This window comes from Inquilinus sp. 2KB_23, assembly GCF_052115705.1.
Classification (GTDB): domain Bacteria; phylum Pseudomonadota; class Alphaproteobacteria; order DSM-16000; family Inquilinaceae; genus Inquilinus; species Inquilinus ginsengisoli_A.
This window is the reverse complement of the sequence record NZ_JBFRHF010000008.1, coordinates 80,638-99,560: the sequence shown is the minus strand read 5'-3', so window position 1 is coordinate 99,560 and position 18,923 is coordinate 80,638. Positions and strand designations below refer to the sequence as shown.

Here is an 18,923-nt window from a genome sequence, read left to right as displayed (position 1 = left end):
ACGGTCGATGTTTCGTGTTATGTTGCATTGCACAAAATACTTGGTGGTGACGTGGGGCTGACCAGACGCCAGATCTTGATGGGGACCACCGCGCTGGCGGCGCTCCCTCTATTCGGCGCTGCCCGCCCTGCCCTGGCCGCGCCCAGCCTGGGCGACACCACGCCGTTCAGCATGACTTGGCTGGTCGACCGGGCGAAGACCGTGTCCCAGGCCCCGTTCGTGCCACCGGACGAAAGCCTGCCGGCCGAGATCACCCAGCTGACCTACGACCAGCAGCGGGCCATCCGCTTCTTGCCGGAACAGGCACTGTGGCGGCCGGAGAAGCTGCCGTTCCAGATGCAGTTCTTCCATCTCGGCGCCCTGTTCGACAAGCCGGTCCACATTTTCCAGGTCGACGGCTACCAGGCCAAGGAGATCCTGTACCGACAGGACCTGTTCGACCTCGGCGGCAACAAGTTCCCGGACAACCCATCGGACCATCTCGGCTTCGCCGGCTTCCGCCTGCACTACGCGATCAACCGGCCGGAGTTCCTGGACGAGATCGCGGTTTTCCTGGCCGCCAGCTATTTCCGCTGCCTCGGCCGCAAGAACATATATGGTTTGTCGGCGCGCGGCCTGGCGATCGACACCGGCTCGACCCGCGGCGAAGAGTTCCCGGTTTTCCGTCAGTTCTGGGTCGAGACCCCGGCCCCGGACGCGACCCAGATCAGGGTCTACGCCCTGCTCGACAGCCCGGGCGTCAGCGGAGCCTACAGCTTCCTGATCAAGCCGGGCGAGACCACCACGGTCGATATCGAGGCCACGCTCTACCCCCGCCACACCATCGACAAGTTCGGCATCGCGCCGCTGACCAGCATGTTCCTGTTCGGGCCGCAGGATCACCGGTCGTTCGACGACTTCCGGCCCGAGGTGCATGACAGCGACGGGCTGTCGATGTGGAGCGGCGCCGGCGAATGGCTGTGGCGGCCGCTGCGCAACCCCGCCCGCCTGCTGATCAGCTCGTTCATGGACGAGAACCCGCGCGGCTTCGGCCTGATGCAGCGGCAGCGGTCCTACAGCAGCTACCAGGACCTGGAGGCGCTGTACGAGCGCCGGCCGAGCCTGTGGGTGGAGCCGCTGAGCGGCTGGGGCCCGGGCGTGGTGCAGCTGGTCGAGATTCCGACCGACCGCGAGATCCACGACAACATCGTCGCCTTCTGGGTGCCGAAGACCCCGGTCGATGGCGGCCAGGAGTGGAAACTGTCCTACCGCCTGCATTGGGGCATGAATCCGCCGGTCACCGGCGACCGCGGTATTGTGGTTTCCACCCGCACCGGGGCCGGCGGCGTGTCCGGTAGCGACAGCAAGACCAGCGACACCCGCAAATTCGTGATCGATTTCAAGGGCGGCGCCCTTGACTCTCTGCCGGAAGACGCTTCACTGGAGGCAGTGGTCACGGCATCGGCGGGCGAGATCCAATTCCCTGTGGCGCAGCGGAATCCGGAGCTCGGCGGCTGGCGTGCTTTTTTCGATCTGAAGCCCGCCGGCGACGACCCCGCCGAGCTTCGCTGTTACCTCCGGCAGGGCGGCAACGCGCTGACCGAAACATGGAGTTTCCAATGGACGCCTTGACGACGCATCGGAATCGACCCATGTCCCAGATCGGGCTCCGCACCCCGGTCAACATCAACATGCCAGACTCCGTCCTCGGCTTCTTCCAGGCCCTCGGCTTCACCGACCCGGCCGCGCTGTCCGGCGCGATCGAGACGGCATTCTGCGACGTCGACCCGGCCGCGATGCCGGCGCCGGCGCTGCTGGACCATGCCCGCCGCCGCGCGGCCGACTGGTTCGCCGTGGTGCTGAACCGCAGTGAGCGCAACGACGACGCGATCCTGACCATCGGCCGGGCCGCCTACCTGCTGACCGACGCCGCCCGCCGCTGGCCCGAACACTTCCTGTCCGAGGACCCGCTGCCCCAGGCGATGGAGCAGGCGCTGCGCCGGGTGTCGCCGGTGCCGGTGCCGCGCGCCCAGCCGACCCCGATGGTCGACCAGCCGCTGGACCCGGTCTGGGCCGGCGAGCCGCTGAAGCGCATCTTCGGCCGCTGGTCGCCCGAGGCGGCTGAGCGGCGTCCGGCCTGACGGAAAGGCGCCCGACCTCACCAATGAGCGGACTCGAAGCGGCGTCCTACGCCTCCGCGGCCCGTTGGCGCCGCCTTGCCGTCTTCGGGGCGACGGCTTTGTCCACCCTGGCCGGGGCCTTCGCCCTGTATCGTTTCCTGTCGGTCGGCGGCGTCACCGGGCTCGAACTGGCCCTGGTGGTGATGTTCGCCATCAACTTCTCCTGGATCTCGCTGTCCTTCTGGACCGCCCTGCCCGGCTTCCTGACGCTGCTGCTGCGCTGGGGCCAGCCGGGGCTGCTGTGGCCGCAGGGCGCCGACACGGTGGCGCCGCTGCGCAGCCGCACCGCCGTGCTGATGCCGATCTACAACGAGGACACCACCGGCATCTACGCCAACCTCCAGGCGATCCATGACAGCCTGGCGCGGACCGGCCATCTCGGCGCCTTCGACATCTTCATCCTCAGCGACACCACCAACCCCGACGTCTGGGTGGCCGAGGAGATCGGCTGGAGCGCGCTGTGCCGCCGCACCGACGGCAGCGGGCGGATCTTCTACCGCAAGCGCCGCCACAACGTGGCGAAGAAGGCCGGCAACATCGCCGATTTCTGCACCCGCTGGGGCGCCCGCTACGACTTCATGGTGGTCTTGGACGCCGACAGCCTGATGGCCGGCGACACCCTGGTCACCATGGCCCGGCTGATGCAGGCCAACCCGCGCGCCGGCATCATCCAGGCGCCGCCGCTGGTGGTGAACCGCAACACCCTGTGGGCCCGGATGCAGCAGTTCGCCGGCAGCCTGTACGGCCCGATCGTCGGCGCCGGCCTGGCCTTCTGGCAGCTGGGCGACGGCAATTACTGGGGCCACAACGCGATCATCCGCACCCGCGCCTTCATCGAGAGCTGCGGCCTGCCGATCCTGTCGGGCCGGCCGCCCTTCGGCGGCCATATCCTGTCGCATGATTTCGTCGAGGCGGCGCTGATCCGGCGCAACGGCTGGACCGCCTGGCTGGTGCCGGAGCTCGGCGGCAGCTACGAGGAATGCCCGCCGACGATGATCGACCACGCCAAGCGCGACCGGCGCTGGTGCCAGGGCAACATGCAGCATCTGCGCATCATGGTGGCGCGCGGCCTGCACCCGCTGTCGCGCCAGCACATGGCGATGGGCGTGATGAGCTACGTCTCCTCGCCGCTATGGCTGATCTTCATCTGCGTCGGCATGATGACGGCGCTGGAGCACAAGCTCGAGATCCCGGTCTACTTCCCCCAGGGCGAGACGCTGTTCCCGGTCTGGCCGGTGCAGGACCAGACGCTGGCGGTGCGCCTGCTGGTGATCTCGTTCCTGATGCTGATGGCGCCGAAGATCTTCGGCTGGACCCTGCTGCTGTTCAACCCGCGGCTGGCCGCCGGCTATGGCGGCCCCTTCCGGGCCCTGCTGAGCCTGCTGTTCGAGACCTTCTTCTCGATCTTCCAGGCACCGGTGATGATGCTGTTCCACTCCAACTTCGTGCTGCAGACCTTCCTCGGCCGCGACAGCGGTTGGGGCACCCAGTCGCGCGACGACCGCGGCACGCCCTGGTCCGACGCGGTGCAGATGCATCGCGGCCACACCATCTTCGGCGTGGTGCTGGGCATCCTGGCGCTGTGGATCTCACCCTCGATGCTGGCCTGGCTGTCGCCGCTGGTGATCGGCCTGTTGCTGTCGATCCCGCTGTCGGTGATCACCTCGCGCCAGTCGACCGGCCTGTGGGCCCGTCGGCTGGGCCTGCTGGTAACGCCGGAGGAGACCAAGCGCCCGCAGATCGTGATCGAGGCGGCGGCGCTGGGCGAAAGGCTGAACGCCACCACCACGCCGGTCACCGACGGCCTGGCCCATGTGATCCGCGACCCGCTGGCCAACGCCATCCACATGACGCTGCTGACCGGCGCGCCCGAGGCCGGCCACGAGGACCCCCGCGTGGTCGACGCGGCGCGGCGCAAGCTGACCGCCGGCGGCCCGGGCACGATGAGCACCGGCGCGCTGAGCCGCGACGAGAAGGTGGCGCTGCTGTTCGACCCGCGCTCTCTGGGCGAGCTGCATTTGGCCGCCCTGGCCGGTGGCCGGCTGCAGGTCGCGCCGAGAGGCTGAGCCTCGTAGGTTGGGTTCGCCGCGGCGAACCCAACCTACCCCTCCCCGCGTCAGCCCCAGTCGGCGACCGGCCGCTGGCGGATCTCCAGCCCATCCGGGATCGCCAGCCAGCCCAGGACGGTGACGTCCCAGCCGGCGGCCTCCGCGATCGCCCGCACCGCCTCGGCCGAGGGCAGCGGCATCGACAGCTGGTCGAGGCCGTAGGACGGCCGCGCCGCCGTGACCAGCAGGGTCTCGCCGGCGCCGATGCGGCCGGCCAGGGCCGGCACCGAGGCCTGTGGGAACAGCAGATGGGTGTTCGGGGCGACATCCGCCTCGACCGCACGCCGCAGCCCGCCGAGATCGGCGAGGCTGGAGCCATGCCCGTCGGCCACCGCGATGGTCAGCCCCACCAGGCCAGGCCCCTTTGCATCGAGCGCCTGCAGCAGCTTGCCGCGCGTCCGGCTGTGCGCCGGCACCGCGTGGCCGGTCTCGATCACCGCCAGCGGCGTGTCGGCGGCGATGCGGTGCAGCCGCACCTCCCAATCCCCGGCGAAGGATTGCAACGTCGTCACCGTGACCCCGGCCAGCGGCTGCCATACGGTCTCGATCCAGCCCTCCCCGACCCGGGAGGCGGTCAGCGCCCCGCGGCTGCGGAACTCGCGGCCGTCACGGCTGACGGCCAGGATATTGTCGCCACAGAAGCCGACCGGCAGCCAGCGATCGCCCTCCACTGCCATCCCGAAGCGCGTGGAATAGGCCAGCTTGCCGTATTTGTCGGTCGATCCGCGCATCTCGGTGCGGACCGGCCCGGCCGGCAGCGCCACCACGTCGCCACGGCTGCGGCGGACCACCATCGAGGCGCCGCGCAGCGTCGATGTGCCGTCCGGCGCGTCCAGCGCCTCCTCCCGCGCCGTCCAGAACGGGTGGCTATCCGGCAAGGCCAGCGGCAGGAAGGCCTTGAACGCCCAGTAGGGCGAGCCGGGCGAGTTGTACTCCTCGCTCATCAGGTAGTTCGGCCAGCGGTAGCCGACCGGCAGGCGGCCCGCGGCGTCGAAGATCGGCTGCTGCATCCACCAGCGCAACTGGCGGGCCCACAGGCCGCGGATCTGGCCCCAGGGCAGCGCCTCGACCCCGGCATAGGCCAGGGCGCCCCAGAAGCCGGCCATGGCGAAGCGGTAGGTCAGCGACCGGCCGATCGCCAACGCCGCCCCGTCGGCCCCGAACCAGTGGCGGAAGCCCTGGGCGAAGGCGGTGGCGCGGTCGCGATAGGCCTGGGCCCGCGCCGGGTCGCGATCGCCGGCATGGGCGGCGTAGATCAGCCCGTAGAACTGCAGCGCGAAGCCGTTGTAGTGGTCGATCCAGCCGCCGTCGCCATCGCCATACCAGCCTTCGGCGCCGATGAAGTCGTCGATCCGGGCCAGATGGCGGTCGCGCGACGCGGTGTCGATGTCGACGCCCACCCGCTCCAGCCCCAGCCCGGCCATGACCGGGAAGAAATGCCAGTTGTTGTCGGCCATCTGCACCGACTGGATGCCGCCGAGCCAGGTCGCCGCGCGTTGCTTCGCCGCCTCGGGCAGCGGGTCCCACAGCCGGTCGGGCGCCAGCGCCAGGGCGAAGCCCAGCGCCGCCATCTCGACCGCGCGCTGGTCGGTGTCAGTCACCGCCTCCCAGTACTCCGGATGGTCCGGGTCGGTGCCGTTGGCCAGGCCTTCGCGGAACTTGTCCCAGAAGTCGAAGCCGGCGCCTCCGGCATGCAGCGGCGCCAGGCCCCACAGCGGCCTTGCATAGCCTTCGAACCACTGCGCCTTGCGGTTGAAATGCGCGGAATCGAGGCCGAGGCGGATCTGCGCCCGGCCCGGGCTGAAGCCGGATTCCAGCGGCGCGGAAAGGTCGCGCAGCAGGCGCTGCACGTCGGAGCGGGTCGCCAGCGGGTTGGTGCGGGCGCGATCGGCGGTGGTGTCGGTCATTTCGATGCCCAGAGCAGGCCCCGGCGCAGGATCTCGCGCATCTCAGGGTGTTCGAACTCACGCACCACATGGCCCAGCGCGGTGTAGAACACCCGCCCGGCGCCGTAGCGCTTCTTGTACACCACCGGCATGGTCACGCCGTCGATCCAGGCGGCGTGGTCGCCCGAGAAGGTGGTGGTGGCCAGCACCTCCACCGCCGGGTCGACATGCAGGTAGTACTGTTCCGACAGGTAGTCGAAATCCCCGATCCCGGCCATCACGGGGTCGTCCGGCCGGGTCACGTTCACCCGGAACGGGATGATGTTGCCGGGATGGGCCACCCATTGGCAGCCGGCCATGAAGTGGAAGGCCACCGCCTCGCGGAACGACCCGGCCAGGCAGCCGTGATAGCCGGCGATCCCGGCCCCGCCCTCGACCGCGGCCAGCAGGTTGTCCAGCGGCTCCTTGGTGATCGCGGAGCGGGTGAACATCGGCACGATCAGGTCCATCCCGCGCAGCGCCGGGTCGGCGAAGGCGTCGACGTCGCCCTCCACCCGGACGTCGAAGCCCTCCTGCCGCAGCATCGCGGCGACATAGGCGGCGCCCTGTTCCGGCTCATGGCCTTCCCAGCCGCCCCAGACGATCATCGCGCGTTTCATCATGGTCCTCTTCAGGCCCGGGAGACCCAGCCTTCGTAACGGGAATGGCCGGGGCCGATCGGCAGATCGATCACCGTGCCGGTTTCGGCGGCGTGGAACAGCGCCGTGATCAGCTCCAGCGAGCGCCGGGCGTCGTCCAGCGTCACCGGGAAGGGCGCGCCGGTGGCCAGCGCGTCGTGGAACAGCTCGAACTGCCGGGCGAAGTTGGCTTTCCCGGGCGGCAGCTCGGCCATGGCCTTGGCGATGCGCTCGCCCGCCTCGGGGCTGGCCGGGATCACGGTCCACTCCAGCTCCGCCGGCCGGCCGGCGTCGTCGCCGTCGCCCTGCACCTCGAAGGCGACATGCTCGAAGCAGAACCGCATCCGGGTGATCTGCTTGGCCGAGCCCAGCGTCGCGGTCAGCGAGGCCAGCGACCCGTCGGCCATGCGCAGGCTGCCAACCGCGCAATCCTCGACCTCGACCGGGTTGACCCGGGTGGTCTTGAAGCCGGCGACCGTGGCGGCCGGCCCCATCAGGAAGAACAGCAGGTCGTGCATGTGGATCGCCTGGGTCAGCAGCACGCCGCCCAGCTCCGACGCCAGCTTGCCGCGCCACGGCACTTGGTAGTAGTCCGGGCCGCGGCGCCACGCGGTCTCGACCGCCGAGACATAGGCCTTGCCGGCCAGGCCGCTGTCGACCACGTGCTTGACCCGCGCCAGCCCGTCGCCGAAGCGGTACTGGAAGATCGGCATCGCCCGGCGGCCGGACTCCGCCTCGGCCCGGCGCACCGCCTCCAGCTGCGCCAGCGACGCGACGAAGGGCTTCTCGCAGATCACATGCTTACCGGCGGCCAGCGCCGCGGTGACCCCGCCGAAATGCAGGTTCGGCGGAGTGCAGATCGACACCACGTCGACATCGGGCATGGCCAGCACGACGTCGAGGCTTGCAGCCATGCGCGGGATGCCGTGGCGGGCGGCGAAGGCCTCGGCCCGGGACGGGTCGAGATCCGCGGCCACCGCCACCTCGAACTGCTCCGGCAAGACCGCGAAGCCACGCTCGACCTGGGATCCGGCGACCCAGCCGCAGCCGATCATCGCCACCTTGAGACGGGTCATGCTGTCCTCAACGCTTCCGGATCAGGTCGGCCGGGTCACTTCGGCCAAGTCACTTCGGCTGGATCAGCGCATTGCCCTGTTCGACCAGCTGGTGCGCCGCCTGGTCGAGCGTGAGGTTTCCGAAGGCCAGCTCGTCGGAGGTGCGGCGCACGACGTTGCGGTCGAACTCCTGCGACCCCTTCGGCACCGGCGGCGGATAGGCGCTGACCTTGTCGGCCAGGAAGTTGACGTACTCCACCGACGCCCGCTCGGTCTCGTTCAACTGCGGCAGGATCGCCTCGCGCACCTTGGGCGACATCGGCACGCCGCGCTCGACCCCCAGGATCTTGCCGGCCTCGATATCGTTGACGAAGAAGTTGATGAAGGCCGCCGCCGCCTCGCCGTTCTTGCTGGTGGCGCCGATGCTCCAGATCAGCGCCGGCCGGTAGTAGTGCCCCGAGGGAGCGCCGCCGCCGGCAGAGGGCACCATGGTGATGCCGAGCTTGTTCGGCATCACCGCCTGATAGCCGACCAGCTGGTTCGAATAGGTGAAGCCCATCGCCGAGCTGCCGCGGCTGAGCGGGTTGGTCTCGATGATGTTCTGCTCCTGGGTCTGCACATCCGCCGTGACGGTGCCGTTGCGGCCGCGCAGATCCTCCCAGTAGGCGTACCATTCCTTGGCGTCCTCGACCCCGAAGCCGAGCGGCCCTTCCTCGGTGAACAGGGCCTTGCCGCGCTGGCGCAGCCAGACGTCCAGCACCGAGGCGTAGCGGGCGCCGTAGGGGGCGCCCCAGAACTGGTCCTTGCCCACCGCCTTGGTCAGCTCGACCGACAGGTCGGCGAACTGGGCCCAGGTGGTCTCCGGCGTCGGCGCCGGCAGGCCGGCCTTGGCGAAGACTGCGGTGTCGTAGAACATCGAGAACGAGTTGAGGCCTAGGCCGATGCCCTGGATCTTGCCGTCGACCTTGCACAGGTCCAGCACCTTGGTGCCGAAGGCCTCGACGTCCAGCGGCTTGGGGATGAACTGGTCCAGCGCCATGGTGGCGCCGCGGCGGGAATAGTCGGAGATGGTGCCCGGCTCGAGCTGGAAGATATCGGAGATGTTTCGCCCGGCCATCTGGGTCGACAGCTTGGTCCAGTAGGCGTCGCCGGTGACCGCCTCGCCGACGATGGCGACGTCGGGCATCTTCTGCTTGTACAGCTCGGCGACACCCAGGGTGCGCTTGGCCCTGTCCTGCGACCCCCACCACGCCATGCGCAGCCGGGCCTCCTCGGCCCGGGCGGCGCCGGTCCCGAGGGACAGCGCCGCGGTCGCGGCGATCGAGGTCTGCAGGAACGAACGGCGGTTCAAAGCCTTCATCGACTTGCCTCCCCTAGGCGCGGCAGACGCTTGAGCGCCGCCTCTGTTATAACCGTTTGGTTACTTATTATTGATCGCCCCGCCGCGATGTCAAATGCTGAATGACACCCCAGGCGCCGCTTGGTCCGGCAGTTGGATGTAACCAATTGGATATATCTGAGGAAAGCCCAGAGTCCGACTCAGCGGACCGACACGCCCTTGCCGAAGCGCTTCTCGATCCGGGCCTGCACCAGCTCGAACACCGCGGACATCGCCCAGTAGATCAGCGCCGCGACGATCAGCATCTCCATGTATTTGAACTCGGCGCGGCCATGGGTCCGGGCCAGGAACATGATCTCCCAGACCCCCATCACCGAGACCAGCGACGAATCCTTCAGCATGGCGATGAACTGGTTGCCGGTCGGCGGGATGATCAGCCGCATCGCCTGCGGCAGCACCACCAGCCAGGTCACCTCCCCCGACTTCAGGCCGAGCGACCGCGCCGCCTCCGACTGCCCGCGCGGGACCGACAGGATGCCGGCGCGGAAGATCTCGGCCATGTAGGCGCCGTAGCACAGCGACAGGGCGATGATGCCGGCCGGGATGGCGTCGATGACCAGGCCGAGCTGCGGCAGGCCGAGATAGATCAGCATGGTCTGAAGCAGCAGCGGCGTGCCGCGGAAGAACGAGGTGTAGAAGGTGGCGAGGCCGTAGGCCGGGCCGCTGTCGGACAGGCGCGCCAGGGCCGCCGCCAGGGCGATCACGGTCGAGAGCGTGATCGAGACCAGGCAGATGAACAGGGTCAGCGCCGCGCCTTGGATGAAGCCGTCATGCAGCTGCAGCCCGAGCAGGATCGGCGCCCGCTGGAGCATGAAGCCGTAGCTGAGCCGGAAGCTCCAGCAGAAGGCCAGGAACAGGCCCATCAGCTCGATCCAGACGATCACCGCCTGGAGGCGGAACGGCAGGTGGGACAGCAGCCAGAAATTCACCACCACCAGGGCGGCGAGCCCGGCGATGACGAGCCAGGGCCCCACCCCCTGCCCCGTAGGCGAGGCCAACGCCGGCACGATCTCGGCCAGCCGGGCGACGACGCCGCCATAGTCGAAGCCCGCCAGCAGCCCGGCGGCGACGAGGAACAGCAAGGCACGCAGCACCAGCGGCCGCGCCAGGGCCTCGAAGAGGCGGATCATCCGCCTGCGGTCAGGACGCCGGCTTGGTCAGGTCCACCCCGTACCATTTCATCGAGAGGCTGGTCAGGGTGCCGTCATCCTGCATCGCCTTGACGATCTCGGCGAGCTTGGCCTTCAGCTCCGGGTCGCCCTTCTCGATCGCGACCGCCAGCGGCTCGTAGTACAGCGGCGCACCGACCACCCTGAGGGGATAGCCGTTCTTGATCGCGGCCTGGATCGTCGGCAGCGCCGTCATCGCCGCGTCGAGCCGGGTGCCATCGCCCAGCTTGAGGTCGTCCAGCGCCGGGACGTCGGTGTCGTAGGACTGGATCTTGGCGTCCTTGATCACGAACTCGAATGGCGGGGCACCCTCGGCCTCGATCGCCAGGTCGCCATGCAGGTAGTTCTCATAGGTGGTGGCCGCGCCGACGCCGATGCGCTTGCCCGAGGCGTCGGCCGGGGTCTTGATCGTGGTGTTGGCCGTGTTCACCGCCAGGGCGGCCGGCGTGTAGTAGTAGATCGCCGGGAAGTCCAGCACCTCGGCCCGCGGCTTGGTCGGGGTCATCGACCCGACCGAGACGTCCCAGCGCCCTGCCCATTTGCCGGAGACGATGGTCTCCCAGCCCGGGGTGACGAATTCGATCGAGACGCCGAGGCGCTTGGCGATCTCGGTGCCGACATCGATGTCGAAGCCCTCGAACTGGTTGCTGGCGTTCAGCGAGGATTGCGGCGGGTATTCCGGATCCGTCGACATCACCAGCTTCTTGGCCTGCGTGATCCGGTCGAGCACGGCGCCGGCGAAGGCGGGGCCAGAGGACAGGAGGCCGATGGCGGCGGCGGCCAGAACGATGCTGCGCAGACGCATGTCACTCTATCTCCCTGATGCGGCTTCGACGACGCCTCTTCCCGGGCGCTCCCGTCTCCGCGAAGCCTAGTCCCGCGCAGCCACGCCCGACAATCGGGAACGCGCCCCGGCCAGGCGGCCCGGATCAGCGGGCGTCGAGCGGCACCGTGGTCGCAGCCGCAGGGCCGCGGCCGGGCACCGCCGACACCGCCGCCCGACGATGCGCCCCCAGCCGGGATTCGAGCCAGCCGAAGCCGCGGGCGATGATCCAGGTCAGCACCAGATACATCAGGGCCGCGGTCAGCAGCGGCTCGTAGGTGCGGAAGGTCTGGGCGCGGACAATGTTGGCCTCGCCCATCAGGTCGCGCACCGTGATGGTGAAGACGATGGCGCTGGCCTTGAGCAGCAGCACCGTCTCGTTGGCGAAGATCGGCAGGCTCTGGCGCAGCGCGATCGGCAGCACGATGCGGCGCATCATCAGGCCCTGCCGCATGCCGACCGAGCGCGCGGCCTCGACCTCGCCGCGCGGCACCGCCTGGATGGCGCCGCGCAGCACTTCGCCGGAATAGGCCGCGGTGTTGATGCTGAGCGAGATGAAGGCGCACCAGACGGGATCGCGCAGGATCGGCCACAGGACGCTGTGGCGCACCCCCGGGAACTGCGCCAGGCCGTAATAGATCATGTACATCTGCACGATCAGCGGCGTGCCGCGCATGAACAGGATGTAGAGGAAGGCCGGCGCCTTCAGCCACCAGTGCCGCGACACCCGGGCCAGCGCCACCGGCACCGCCAGGGCGTTGCCACAGATCATCGTGGTGACGACCAGGAAGATTGTCACCAGCACGCCGTTGAAGAGGTTGCCCAGGATGCGCTGGATGAAATCGAAATCCATGGCTCAGGACCGCCGGTAGCCGCGGCCGTAGACCCGTTCGGCGAGCTGAAACAGCCCGACCGAGACGATGGTCAGCGCCAGGAAGATCAGGGCCACCACGGCATAGAAGGTGAAGGGCTGGCGGGTGGTCGCCGCCGCGGTCGCGGCGATGCCCAGCAGGTCGCGCATCCCGACCACGCTGATCAGGGCGCTGTCCTTCAGCACCACCACCCACAGGTTGCCCAGCGCCGGCAGGGCGAAGCGGATGGCCTGGGGCAGCACCACCTTGAAGAACATCACCGCGGGCCGCAGGGCCAGCGACTTCGCCGCCTCGATCTGGCCCGGCGGCACCGCCAGGATGCTGCCGCGGAACAGTTCGGTGGCATAGGCGCCGGCGACGAAGCCGAGCGAGGCGACCGCCGCGACGAAGGCGTCGATCTCGACCTCGACCCCCGGCACCACCAGGCCGATCAGCGCCCGCAGGCCCGAGGTGCCGCCATAGTAGACGAACAGGATGATCAGGATGTCGGGCACGCCGCGGACGATGGTGGTGTAGGCGTTGCCGAGCGCCCGGACCGGCCGGGGCCCGGCCAGCTTGGCCCAGGCCCCGAGCAGGCCGAGCAGCAGCCCGACGACATAGGAGGCGACGGCGATCTCGACCGTGACCACCGTCCCGGCCAGCAGCTGGCCGCCCCACCCCTTCTCCCCGAAGCCCAGCAGGGCGGCGAGATCCTCCATCCCCCGGCCTCAGCCGTAGATGTCGAAGCTGAAGTACTTGTCGTTGATCTTCTTGTAGACGCCGTTGGCGCGGATCGCCTTGATCGCGGCGGAGAACTTGTCGCGCAGGGCCGTGTCCTCCTTGCGGACGGCGACGCCGACGCCGTCGCCCATGATCGGATCGATGAAGGGCTTGCCCTTGACGTCGAAATCCGCGCCATCGGCCGACTTCAGGAAGGAATCCAGCGCCACCCCATCGGCCAGCAGCAGGTCGACCCGGCCCGCGATCAGGTCGAGATTGGCGTTCTCCTGCGTGTCGTAGGTCTTGATCGTGACGATGTCCTTGTACTTCGCCTCGATGTAGGCGGCATGAACGGTCGAGATCTGGACGCCGACCGTCTTGCCCTTCAGGCCTTCCGGCGAGATGTCGACTTTCTCGCTCTTGGGGCCGATGAACTCGGCCGGGGAGTTATAGTATTTGTCGCTGAAGTCGACGACCTGCTTGCGCTCGGCGGTGACCGACATCGAGGCGATGATGGCGTCGAACTTCTTTTCCTGCAGCGCCGGGATGATGCCGTCCCAGCTCTGGATCACCCATTCGCACTTGACCTTCATCTCGACGCACAGCGCGTCGCCAAGCTCGATCTCGAAGCCGTTCAGCTTGCCCTGGGCGTCGACCCAGCTGTAGGGCGGGTAGGATTCCGGCGTGGTGCCGATGCGCACCACATCCTGCGCCATGGCCGGGCCGGCAAAGACGGCCGCGGCCATCACCAGGCAGGCGGAGAGGGTCAGACGGTTCATTCGATCAGCGCTCCCTGTTTCTTGATTGGACGAAGACCGGCCCCTCAGGCTTCGAGGGGTCCCGGCCGCGCGGTCGCACTGCGCGAACCGCAAACCAGCTTCATCATGTCCTCGCCCGGCTTGGCCCGGCCGTGGTCGCGGCGGCTCATCACCAGCCCGGCCTGGGGGGCGCGCACGGGCACCGCCCCGCCCTCCTCGCCCGGCCGCACCAGGATGGTGGCGAGCAGGTCCCCGGCCTCGACATGGTCGCCCGGAACGCGGACGAAGCAGACCGCGCCGCCGACCGGGGCACGGATCATCTCGATGTGATCGAGCTCGGCCACCGGACCGGACCAGCGCCGCTGCGGCGGGTCGCCGGCGATGACGCCGCGCCCGGCCAGGAAGCGGAACAGCCCCTCGGCGTCCCGCTCGGCCAGCTCGGCATCGATGTCGGCCCGGCCGCGCAATTCGACCGTCGACACCACCTTGCCGGAAAGGTCGGCCCCGCTGCGCAGCCAGGGCGTGAGGCAGGCCTCGTCGAAGGCGCTGCCGGCTTCGCCGCCCCAGGCCAGCACAGCACCCGGGTCCATCGCGTCGGCCAGGTCCTGCATCCCCGGCCACAACGCCGACGGGATGTAGAGATACAGCAGCGAGACCTCGTCGCAATGCAGGTCGAGGATGATCTCCGACGGCAGGGCCAGGGTCAGCAGCTTGATCTTCAGCCGGGCGCCGGCCGACATCACCGCGTCGGGTCCCGCCAGCAGCGCCGGGTCGGGGCGGTCGATCAGCGGGAAGTCGCGGTTGAAATTGACCCGGGTGTCGAGGTCGTAGCGCCCCTGCCAGGCGCCGTGCAGCTGCTGCTGCAGCCCGATCGGGTTGGCCCAGGGCACGATGGTGATGTCGCCCTTGATGTCGCCCGCCGCCTCGGCCCGGCGCAGCCGGGCGCACAGGGCGTCGATGGTGATCACGCCCGGCAGTTCGTCGGCGTGCAGCGCCGCCTGCAGATAGGCCGGCGGTCCGTCGGCATTGCCCTTGAAGCGCAGCACCGGAATCCGCCATTCCGCGCCCGGCATGTCGCCGGGAATCAGTTCCCAGGATCGGTCCATTGCCTGCCTGCTCCCGTTCCCTGCTTTGCCGGCATCATGCCGCGCGCTTCAGCCGACGTCGCTTGAAATCGGCCAGGATTTCCCGTGCGGCATTGTGGCCCGGCGCCCCGGTGACGCCGCCGCCGGGATGGGTTCCCGATCCGCACATGTAGAGCCCTGGCACCGGCGCGCGGTAGTCGCCATGCCCCAGCACCGGCCGGGCCGAGAACATCTGGTCCAGCGACAGCGCGCCATGGAAGATGTCGCCGCCGATCAGCCCGAAGGTGCGTTCGAGATCGAGCGGGCTGTTGATCTGCCGGCCCAGCACCGAGGCCTTGAAGTTCGGCGCCCAGGCATTGACCGTGTCGATGACCAGGTCGGCCGCGGTCTCGCGATGGTCGTCCCAGCTGGCGCCGTCCGGCAGCTTCGGGTCGAAATGCTGGCAGAACAGGCTGGCGACGTGCTGGCCCGGCGGCGCCAGCGTGTCGTCCAGCGTCGACGGGATCAGCATCTCGACGATCGGCGTCTTCGACCAGCCGCCGGCCTTGGCGTCGAGATAGGCCTTGTCCATGTAGTCCAGGCTGGGCCCGAAGATGATGCCGCTGGTGTGGTGGTCGGCCAGGGTCTTGCCCGGCAGGCAGGTGAAGTCCGGCAGCTCCGACAGCGCGACGTTCATGCGGAAGGTGGCGGAGCCGCATTTGAAGCGCTCCATCCGTTCGCGGAAATCCTGCGGCAGCGCCGCCGGGTCGACCAGCCTGCCGTAGAGCAGCTTGGGGTTGAGGTTGGAGACGATGCAGCCGGCGCGGACGATGTCGCCGGCCTCGGTCACCACGCCGACGGCGCGGCCGCCTTCGACGATCACCTCGCGCACCCCGGCATCGGTGCGGATCACCGCGCCACGCGACGCCGCCGACTTGGCCATCGCCTGGGTGATCGCGCCCATGCCGCCGATGGCATGGCCCCACACGCCCTTCTTGCCGTTCACCTCGCCGAACACATGATGCAGCAGGACATAGCCGGTGCCGGCATGGCTGGGGCTGGCGTAGTTGCCGACGATGCTGTCGAAGCCGAACAGCGCCTGCACCACCGGCGTCTCGAACCAGCCTTCCAGGATGTCGGTCGCCGATTTGGTGAAGAGGTCGAGCAGGTCGCGCCGCATCACCATGTCGAGCTTGCGCAGCCGGTTGCCGAGCGAGCCGGCCTTGATCAGCTCCGGCAGCGCGCCGGACCAGCCGCCGGAGGCGACGTTGGGCGGGGTGCGCAGCACGATGTCGCGCAGCACGTCGGCGATGACGTCGAGGCGGTCGCCATAGGCGTCGTAGCGCTCGGCATCGCGGGCCGAGAACCGGGCGATCTCGGCCTTGGTCCGGCCCGGGCCGGACAGCAGGTAGCGGCTCTCATCCACCGGCAGGAAATTGGCCAGGCGCCGTTCGACCACCTTGAGGCCATGGCCGGGCAGGTCGAGGTCGCGGATCACCTTCGGGTTCAGCAGGCTGACCGTGTAGGCGGCGACGGAGTTGCGGAAGCCGGGATGGAACTCCTCGGTCACCGCGGCGCCGCCGACCACCTTGCGGCGCTCCAGCACCGTCACCTTCAGCCCGGCGGCGGCGAGATAGGCGGCGCAGACCAGCCCGTTGTGGCCCCCGCCGATGATCGCGACGTCGAAAACCTGTGTGTTCGCCATGTAGTCCCGCCGCACCGTTCTTTCGTATCGTCATCCCCGCGAAAGCGGGGATCTCTTCGTGACCTTACCCGTCGAGATCCCCGCTTTCGCGGGGATGACGGCGAAGGGTCCTTGGGTCACTCCGCCGCGAAGGCGGGCGCCTCGGACGGGGTGCGGCGCAGGCTCCAGCCCGGCGGCGGCGGCCGGTGCAGCCGGCTTTCCGGGATCAGCCGGCGCATCGCCCGGGCGAAGCTGCGCAGGCAGACCTCGGTGGTGCCGAGCGGGCCGACGGTGTAGCTGGACGACCCCATGCCGGCCTGGACCCGGTCGATCAGCGTCTTGTCCTCGAGGCTGACCGAGCGGTTGATCCGCCAGTTGAGGTAGCGCGCGGCCTTCATCTCGGGCCGGTGGTCCGGATGGACATAGGCGATCTCGCGGATCATCGTCTCGGTCGGCGAGACCGGGATGAACTGCATGAAGTCGATCTGGTCGGGATAGATGTCGATCGCGACGTTGGGCCAGAGCTTGAAGTAGGTCCACAGCCGCTGCCGCTCCGGCGGCAGATGCGGCACCTCCGGCAGGAAGTGCTGATAGGCCCGCTCCGACAGCACGGCCGACGGCCGGTCCTGCAGCTGGCCCCACATCTTGTCGACCCAGGGCCGGGCCTCGACCCCATAGCCGCGGCCGAACAGCCGGGTCAGGCCGGGATGGGCGACGGTGATGTGCAGCCCGTCGGAATAGTTGTCGGCGACGTTCTTCCAGTTCACCGAGCGCGGCCGCATCGTGACCCGGCCCAGCGGTACCATGTCCTCGATCCGGTACGCCGCCAGTTCCTCGCCATAGGGGCCCATCATCTCGGCGACGCTGGGCGTGCCCGGGGCGAGGCGGATGAAGACGAAGCCGGCGAAGACCTCGTGGTCGACCGGGACCAGCCCGTGGCTGCCGAAGTCGAAATCGCCGTAGCTGCCGCGCTGCGGCATGCCGATCAGACGGCCGTCATGCTCATAGGTCCAGGCGTGGTAGGGGCAGACGATGCGGCTGCCGCAATTGCCCTTCGGCCCGTCCAGCAGGCGCGCGGCGCGGTGGCGGCAGACATTGTGGAAGGCCCGCACCTGCCCGTCCCGCCCACGGACCACCATGATGGTCTCGCCGAGGAACTCGAAGGTGTGGAAGTCGCCGGCCAGTGGGATGTCGTTGAGATGGCAGACGATCTGCCAGGACGAGCGGAAGATCGCCTCCTGCTCGACCGCGTAGAATTCGGGGTCGCGATAGATCCAGGCCGGCAGGCTGACATCGTCATCCGGCTGCGGAATATCCTGGGTCGGCGCATCCCCGCGCCGCGGCATCGCTTCGATCATCGCTGGCCTCCCTCGGCCTTGCCGGCCGCCTTGTTATACGACCGTATAATAGGTGCGGGAGGCGGTCAATCATCCCCGTGCAAAAATCGCGCGGCGGCCGATCGGGCCTGCCGGCCGAGGCTTACAGCTGTTTCATGCCGGCTGGGACGTCGGCACCAAGGATTGAGTGGCTGCCCTCAGCGCGACCGGGCCGCGCCCTCGGGCCGGCGGTCGATCAGCCGCTCGATCTCCGCCATCACCTCCTCCGGCAGCGGCCCCTTCTCCAGCGCGCCGGCATTCTCCCGCACCTGCGCCGCCGACCGGAAGCCGGGGATCGGCAGGGTGCGGGGCGACTTCGCCCACAGCCAGGCGATCGCCCCCTGGGCCAGGGTGCGGCCGTCGGCGGTCAGGAGATGGCGGATCCGGGCCAGCCGGTCGGCGAAGTCCGGCACCACGCGGCCGTCCTTGAAATAGTCCATCCATTCGAAGGTGTTGGCCCGCACGTCATTCTCAGGCAGCGCCTGGCCGGCCACGAACTTGCCGGTCAGCAGCCCCATGGCGAGCGGCGAGCGGTTGATCGACAGCAGGCCATTGGCCACGATCACCGGCAGCATCCGCGCGGCATCGAAGAACAGGTTCATACCGTGCTGGACCGCGACGAAGCCGTCCCGCCCGGCATGGGCAGCTGCCCGGTCCGGGAAATCCGTGCTCCAGCCATAGGCGCCGATGGTGCCGGCGGCGCGCAGCTCGTCCAGCGTATCGAACACCTCGCCCGCCCGCTCGATCGCCTGTTCGTTGAGGTGAAGCTGCACCAGGTCGAGGCGGTCGCGGCGCAGCCGACGGCGCGATGCATCCACGGCGCTGCGGGTCTCGCGCGCCAGGTCGCCGTCGTCGATGCTGCCGGTCATCTGCTTCGTCGCCGGGTCGAAGCGGTTGCCCAGCTTGGTCGCGACCACGACGTCGTCGCGGCCGGCAATGGCCTGCCCCAGCACTGCCTCGGAATGGCCGGCGCCATAGACGTCGGCGGTGTCGAAGAAGCGAATGCCGAGTTCGAGGGCGCAGTGGATCGCCGCGGTCGATTCCGCATCGTCGACGGTGCCGTAGCCCAATGGCGTGTCGCCGGCAAAGAACGGGCCGCCGATCGCCCAGCAACCCAGGCCGAGACGCGGGATCTCGCGCCCATCCCACAGACGGATCATGGCGGCCGGATGCGGCTTGGGCTGATGGGTCATG

Annotated in this window: 16 protein-coding genes; 3 read left to right on the top strand and 13 right to left on the bottom strand. The window is 69.0% G+C overall.

All coding sequences use genetic code 11. The features are described 5' to 3' along the window. Positions 1-78: 78 nt before the first annotated feature. From AB4112_RS12305 to mdoH, 3 genes are read left to right on the top strand one after another with little or no spacing between them, the layout of a single operon-like run. Positions 79-1,611 carry a glucan biosynthesis protein gene (locus AB4112_RS12305; protein WP_309794092.1) on the top strand — a complete coding sequence of 511 codons (1,533 nt, stop codon included), beginning with the start codon at positions 79-81 and terminating at the stop codon, positions 1,609-1,611. A gap of 20 nt (positions 1,612-1,631) precedes the next feature. Beyond that, on the top strand, positions 1,632-2,120 hold the full coding sequence (locus tag AB4112_RS12300; protein WP_309793785.1) for a hypothetical protein: 489 nt from the start codon (positions 1,632-1,634) through the stop codon (positions 2,118-2,120). Between the two features lie 23 nt (positions 2,121-2,143). Next, a complete protein-coding gene (mdoH, locus tag AB4112_RS12295; protein ID WP_441719938.1) occupies positions 2,144-4,225 on the top strand; it encodes a glucans biosynthesis glucosyltransferase MdoH in 2,082 nt (693 codons plus the stop codon). 50 nt (positions 4,226-4,275) lie between these two features. Here mdoH and AB4112_RS12290 read toward each other — a convergent pair whose 3' ends face one another. The 13 genes from AB4112_RS12290 to AB4112_RS12230 all read right to left on the bottom strand — a co-directional run bounded on the left by AB4112_RS12290 (position 4,276) and on the right by AB4112_RS12230 (position 18,922). Further along, positions 4,276-6,174: a DUF2264 domain-containing protein gene (locus AB4112_RS12290; protein ID WP_441719935.1), complete on the bottom strand. Its 1,899-nt coding sequence runs from the start codon at positions 6,172-6,174 to the stop codon at positions 4,276-4,278. Beyond that, positions 6,171-6,815, bottom strand: a complete 645-nt coding sequence (locus AB4112_RS12285) for a ThuA domain-containing protein (RefSeq protein WP_441719933.1) — start codon at positions 6,813-6,815, stop codon at positions 6,171-6,173. Before AB4112_RS12285 ends, AB4112_RS12290 begins: the two co-directional genes overlap by 4 nt. An 8-nt stretch (positions 6,816-6,823) precedes the next feature. After that, positions 6,824-7,906: a Gfo/Idh/MocA family protein gene (locus tag AB4112_RS12280; RefSeq protein WP_441719930.1), complete on the bottom strand. Its 1,083-nt coding sequence runs from the start codon at positions 7,904-7,906 to the stop codon at positions 6,824-6,826. A gap of 49 nt (positions 7,907-7,955) precedes the next feature. Further along, positions 7,956-9,245 carry an ABC transporter substrate-binding protein gene (locus tag AB4112_RS12275; RefSeq protein WP_441719927.1) on the bottom strand — a complete coding sequence of 430 codons (1,290 nt, stop codon included), beginning with the start codon at positions 9,243-9,245 and terminating at the stop codon, positions 7,956-7,958. A 179-nt stretch (positions 9,246-9,424) separates the two neighbouring features. Continuing rightward, entirely contained in the window at positions 9,425-10,414 is a 990-nt protein-coding gene (locus AB4112_RS12270) for an amino acid ABC transporter permease (RefSeq protein WP_441719924.1), read from the bottom strand. A 10-nt stretch (positions 10,415-10,424) separates the two neighbouring features. Beyond that, entirely contained in the window at positions 10,425-11,258 is an 834-nt protein-coding gene (locus AB4112_RS12265; RefSeq protein ID WP_309793778.1) for a transporter substrate-binding domain-containing protein, read from the bottom strand. 124 nt (positions 11,259-11,382) lie between these two features. Continuing rightward, the gene (locus AB4112_RS12260) at positions 11,383-12,129 is read right to left on the bottom strand and encodes an ABC transporter permease (RefSeq protein ID WP_309793777.1); all 747 of its coding nucleotides are present in this window, start codon (positions 12,127-12,129) and stop codon (positions 11,383-11,385) included. A gap of 3 nt (positions 12,130-12,132) precedes the next feature. Beyond that, on the bottom strand, positions 12,133-12,846 hold the full coding sequence (locus AB4112_RS12255; RefSeq protein ID WP_309793776.1) for an ABC transporter permease: 714 nt from the start codon (positions 12,844-12,846) through the stop codon (positions 12,133-12,135). Between the two features lie 9 nt (positions 12,847-12,855). Continuing rightward, on the bottom strand, positions 12,856-13,626 hold the full coding sequence (locus AB4112_RS12250) for a transporter substrate-binding domain-containing protein (protein ID WP_309793775.1): 771 nt from the start codon (positions 13,624-13,626) through the stop codon (positions 12,856-12,858). A gap of 44 nt (positions 13,627-13,670) precedes the next feature. After that, positions 13,671-14,711, bottom strand: a complete 1,041-nt coding sequence (locus tag AB4112_RS12245; RefSeq protein WP_309793774.1) for a succinylglutamate desuccinylase/aspartoacylase domain-containing protein — start codon at positions 14,709-14,711, stop codon at positions 13,671-13,673. A 34-nt stretch (positions 14,712-14,745) separates the two neighbouring features. Further along, positions 14,746-16,374, bottom strand: coding sequence for a phytoene desaturase family protein (locus AB4112_RS12240; protein WP_309793773.1), 1,629 nt, complete (start codon positions 16,372-16,374; stop codon positions 14,746-14,748). Positions 16,375-16,490: 116 nt separating this feature from the next. Beyond that, positions 16,491-17,711 (bottom strand): aromatic ring-hydroxylating oxygenase subunit alpha, encoded by a 1,221-nt coding sequence (locus AB4112_RS12235; RefSeq protein ID WP_309793772.1) that lies wholly within the window; start codon positions 17,709-17,711, stop codon positions 16,491-16,493. 176 nt (positions 17,712-17,887) lie between these two features. Next, the gene (locus tag AB4112_RS12230; RefSeq protein WP_309793771.1) at positions 17,888-18,922 is read right to left on the bottom strand and encodes an aldo/keto reductase; all 1,035 of its coding nucleotides are present in this window, start codon (positions 18,920-18,922) and stop codon (positions 17,888-17,890) included. Between the last annotated feature and the right edge of the window lies 1 nt (position 18,923).

Bases quoted from the DNA above. Each gene is read 5' to 3' on its own strand.
- AB4112_RS12230 (WP_309793771.1), bottom strand. From the start codon at position 18,922: ATGACCCATCAGCCCAAGCCGCATCCGGCCGCCATGATCCGTCTGTGG.
- AB4112_RS12260 (WP_309793777.1), bottom strand. From the start codon at position 12,129: ATGGATTTCGATTTCATCCAGCGCATCCTGGGCAACCTCTTCAACGGC.
- AB4112_RS12300 (WP_309793785.1), top strand. From the start codon at position 1,632: ATGTCCCAGATCGGGCTCCGCACCCCGGTCAACATCAACATGCCAGAC.
- AB4112_RS12265 (WP_309793778.1), bottom strand. From the start codon at position 11,258: ATGCGTCTGCGCAGCATCGTTCTGGCCGCCGCCGCCATCGGCCTCCTG.
- AB4112_RS12235 (WP_309793772.1), bottom strand. From the start codon at position 17,711: ATGATCGAAGCGATGCCGCGGCGCGGGGATGCGCCGACCCAGGATATT.
- AB4112_RS12280 (WP_441719930.1), bottom strand. From the start codon at position 7,906: ATGACCCGTCTCAAGGTGGCGATGATCGGCTGCGGCTGGGTCGCCGGA.
- AB4112_RS12255 (WP_309793776.1), bottom strand. From the start codon at position 12,846: ATGGAGGATCTCGCCGCCCTGCTGGGCTTCGGGGAGAAGGGGTGGGGC.
- AB4112_RS12285 (WP_441719933.1), bottom strand. From the start codon at position 6,815: ATGATGAAACGCGCGATGATCGTCTGGGGCGGCTGGGAAGGCCATGAG.
- mdoH (WP_441719938.1), top strand. From the start codon at position 2,144: ATGAGCGGACTCGAAGCGGCGTCCTACGCCTCCGCGGCCCGTTGGCGC.
- AB4112_RS12275 (WP_441719927.1), bottom strand. From the start codon at position 9,245: ATGAAGGCTTTGAACCGCCGTTCGTTCCTGCAGACCTCGATCGCCGCG.
- AB4112_RS12250 (WP_309793775.1), bottom strand. From the start codon at position 13,626: ATGAACCGTCTGACCCTCTCCGCCTGCCTGGTGATGGCCGCGGCCGTC.
- AB4112_RS12305 (WP_309794092.1), top strand. From the start codon at position 79: ATGGGGACCACCGCGCTGGCGGCGCTCCCTCTATTCGGCGCTGCCCGC.
- AB4112_RS12290 (WP_441719935.1), bottom strand. From the start codon at position 6,174: ATGACCGACACCACCGCCGATCGCGCCCGCACCAACCCGCTGGCGACC.
- AB4112_RS12270 (WP_441719924.1), bottom strand. From the start codon at position 10,414: ATGATCCGCCTCTTCGAGGCCCTGGCGCGGCCGCTGGTGCTGCGTGCC.
- AB4112_RS12240 (WP_309793773.1), bottom strand. From the start codon at position 16,374: ATGGCGAACACACAGGTTTTCGACGTCGCGATCATCGGCGGGGGCCAC.
- AB4112_RS12245 (WP_309793774.1), bottom strand. From the start codon at position 14,711: ATGGACCGATCCTGGGAACTGATTCCCGGCGACATGCCGGGCGCGGAA.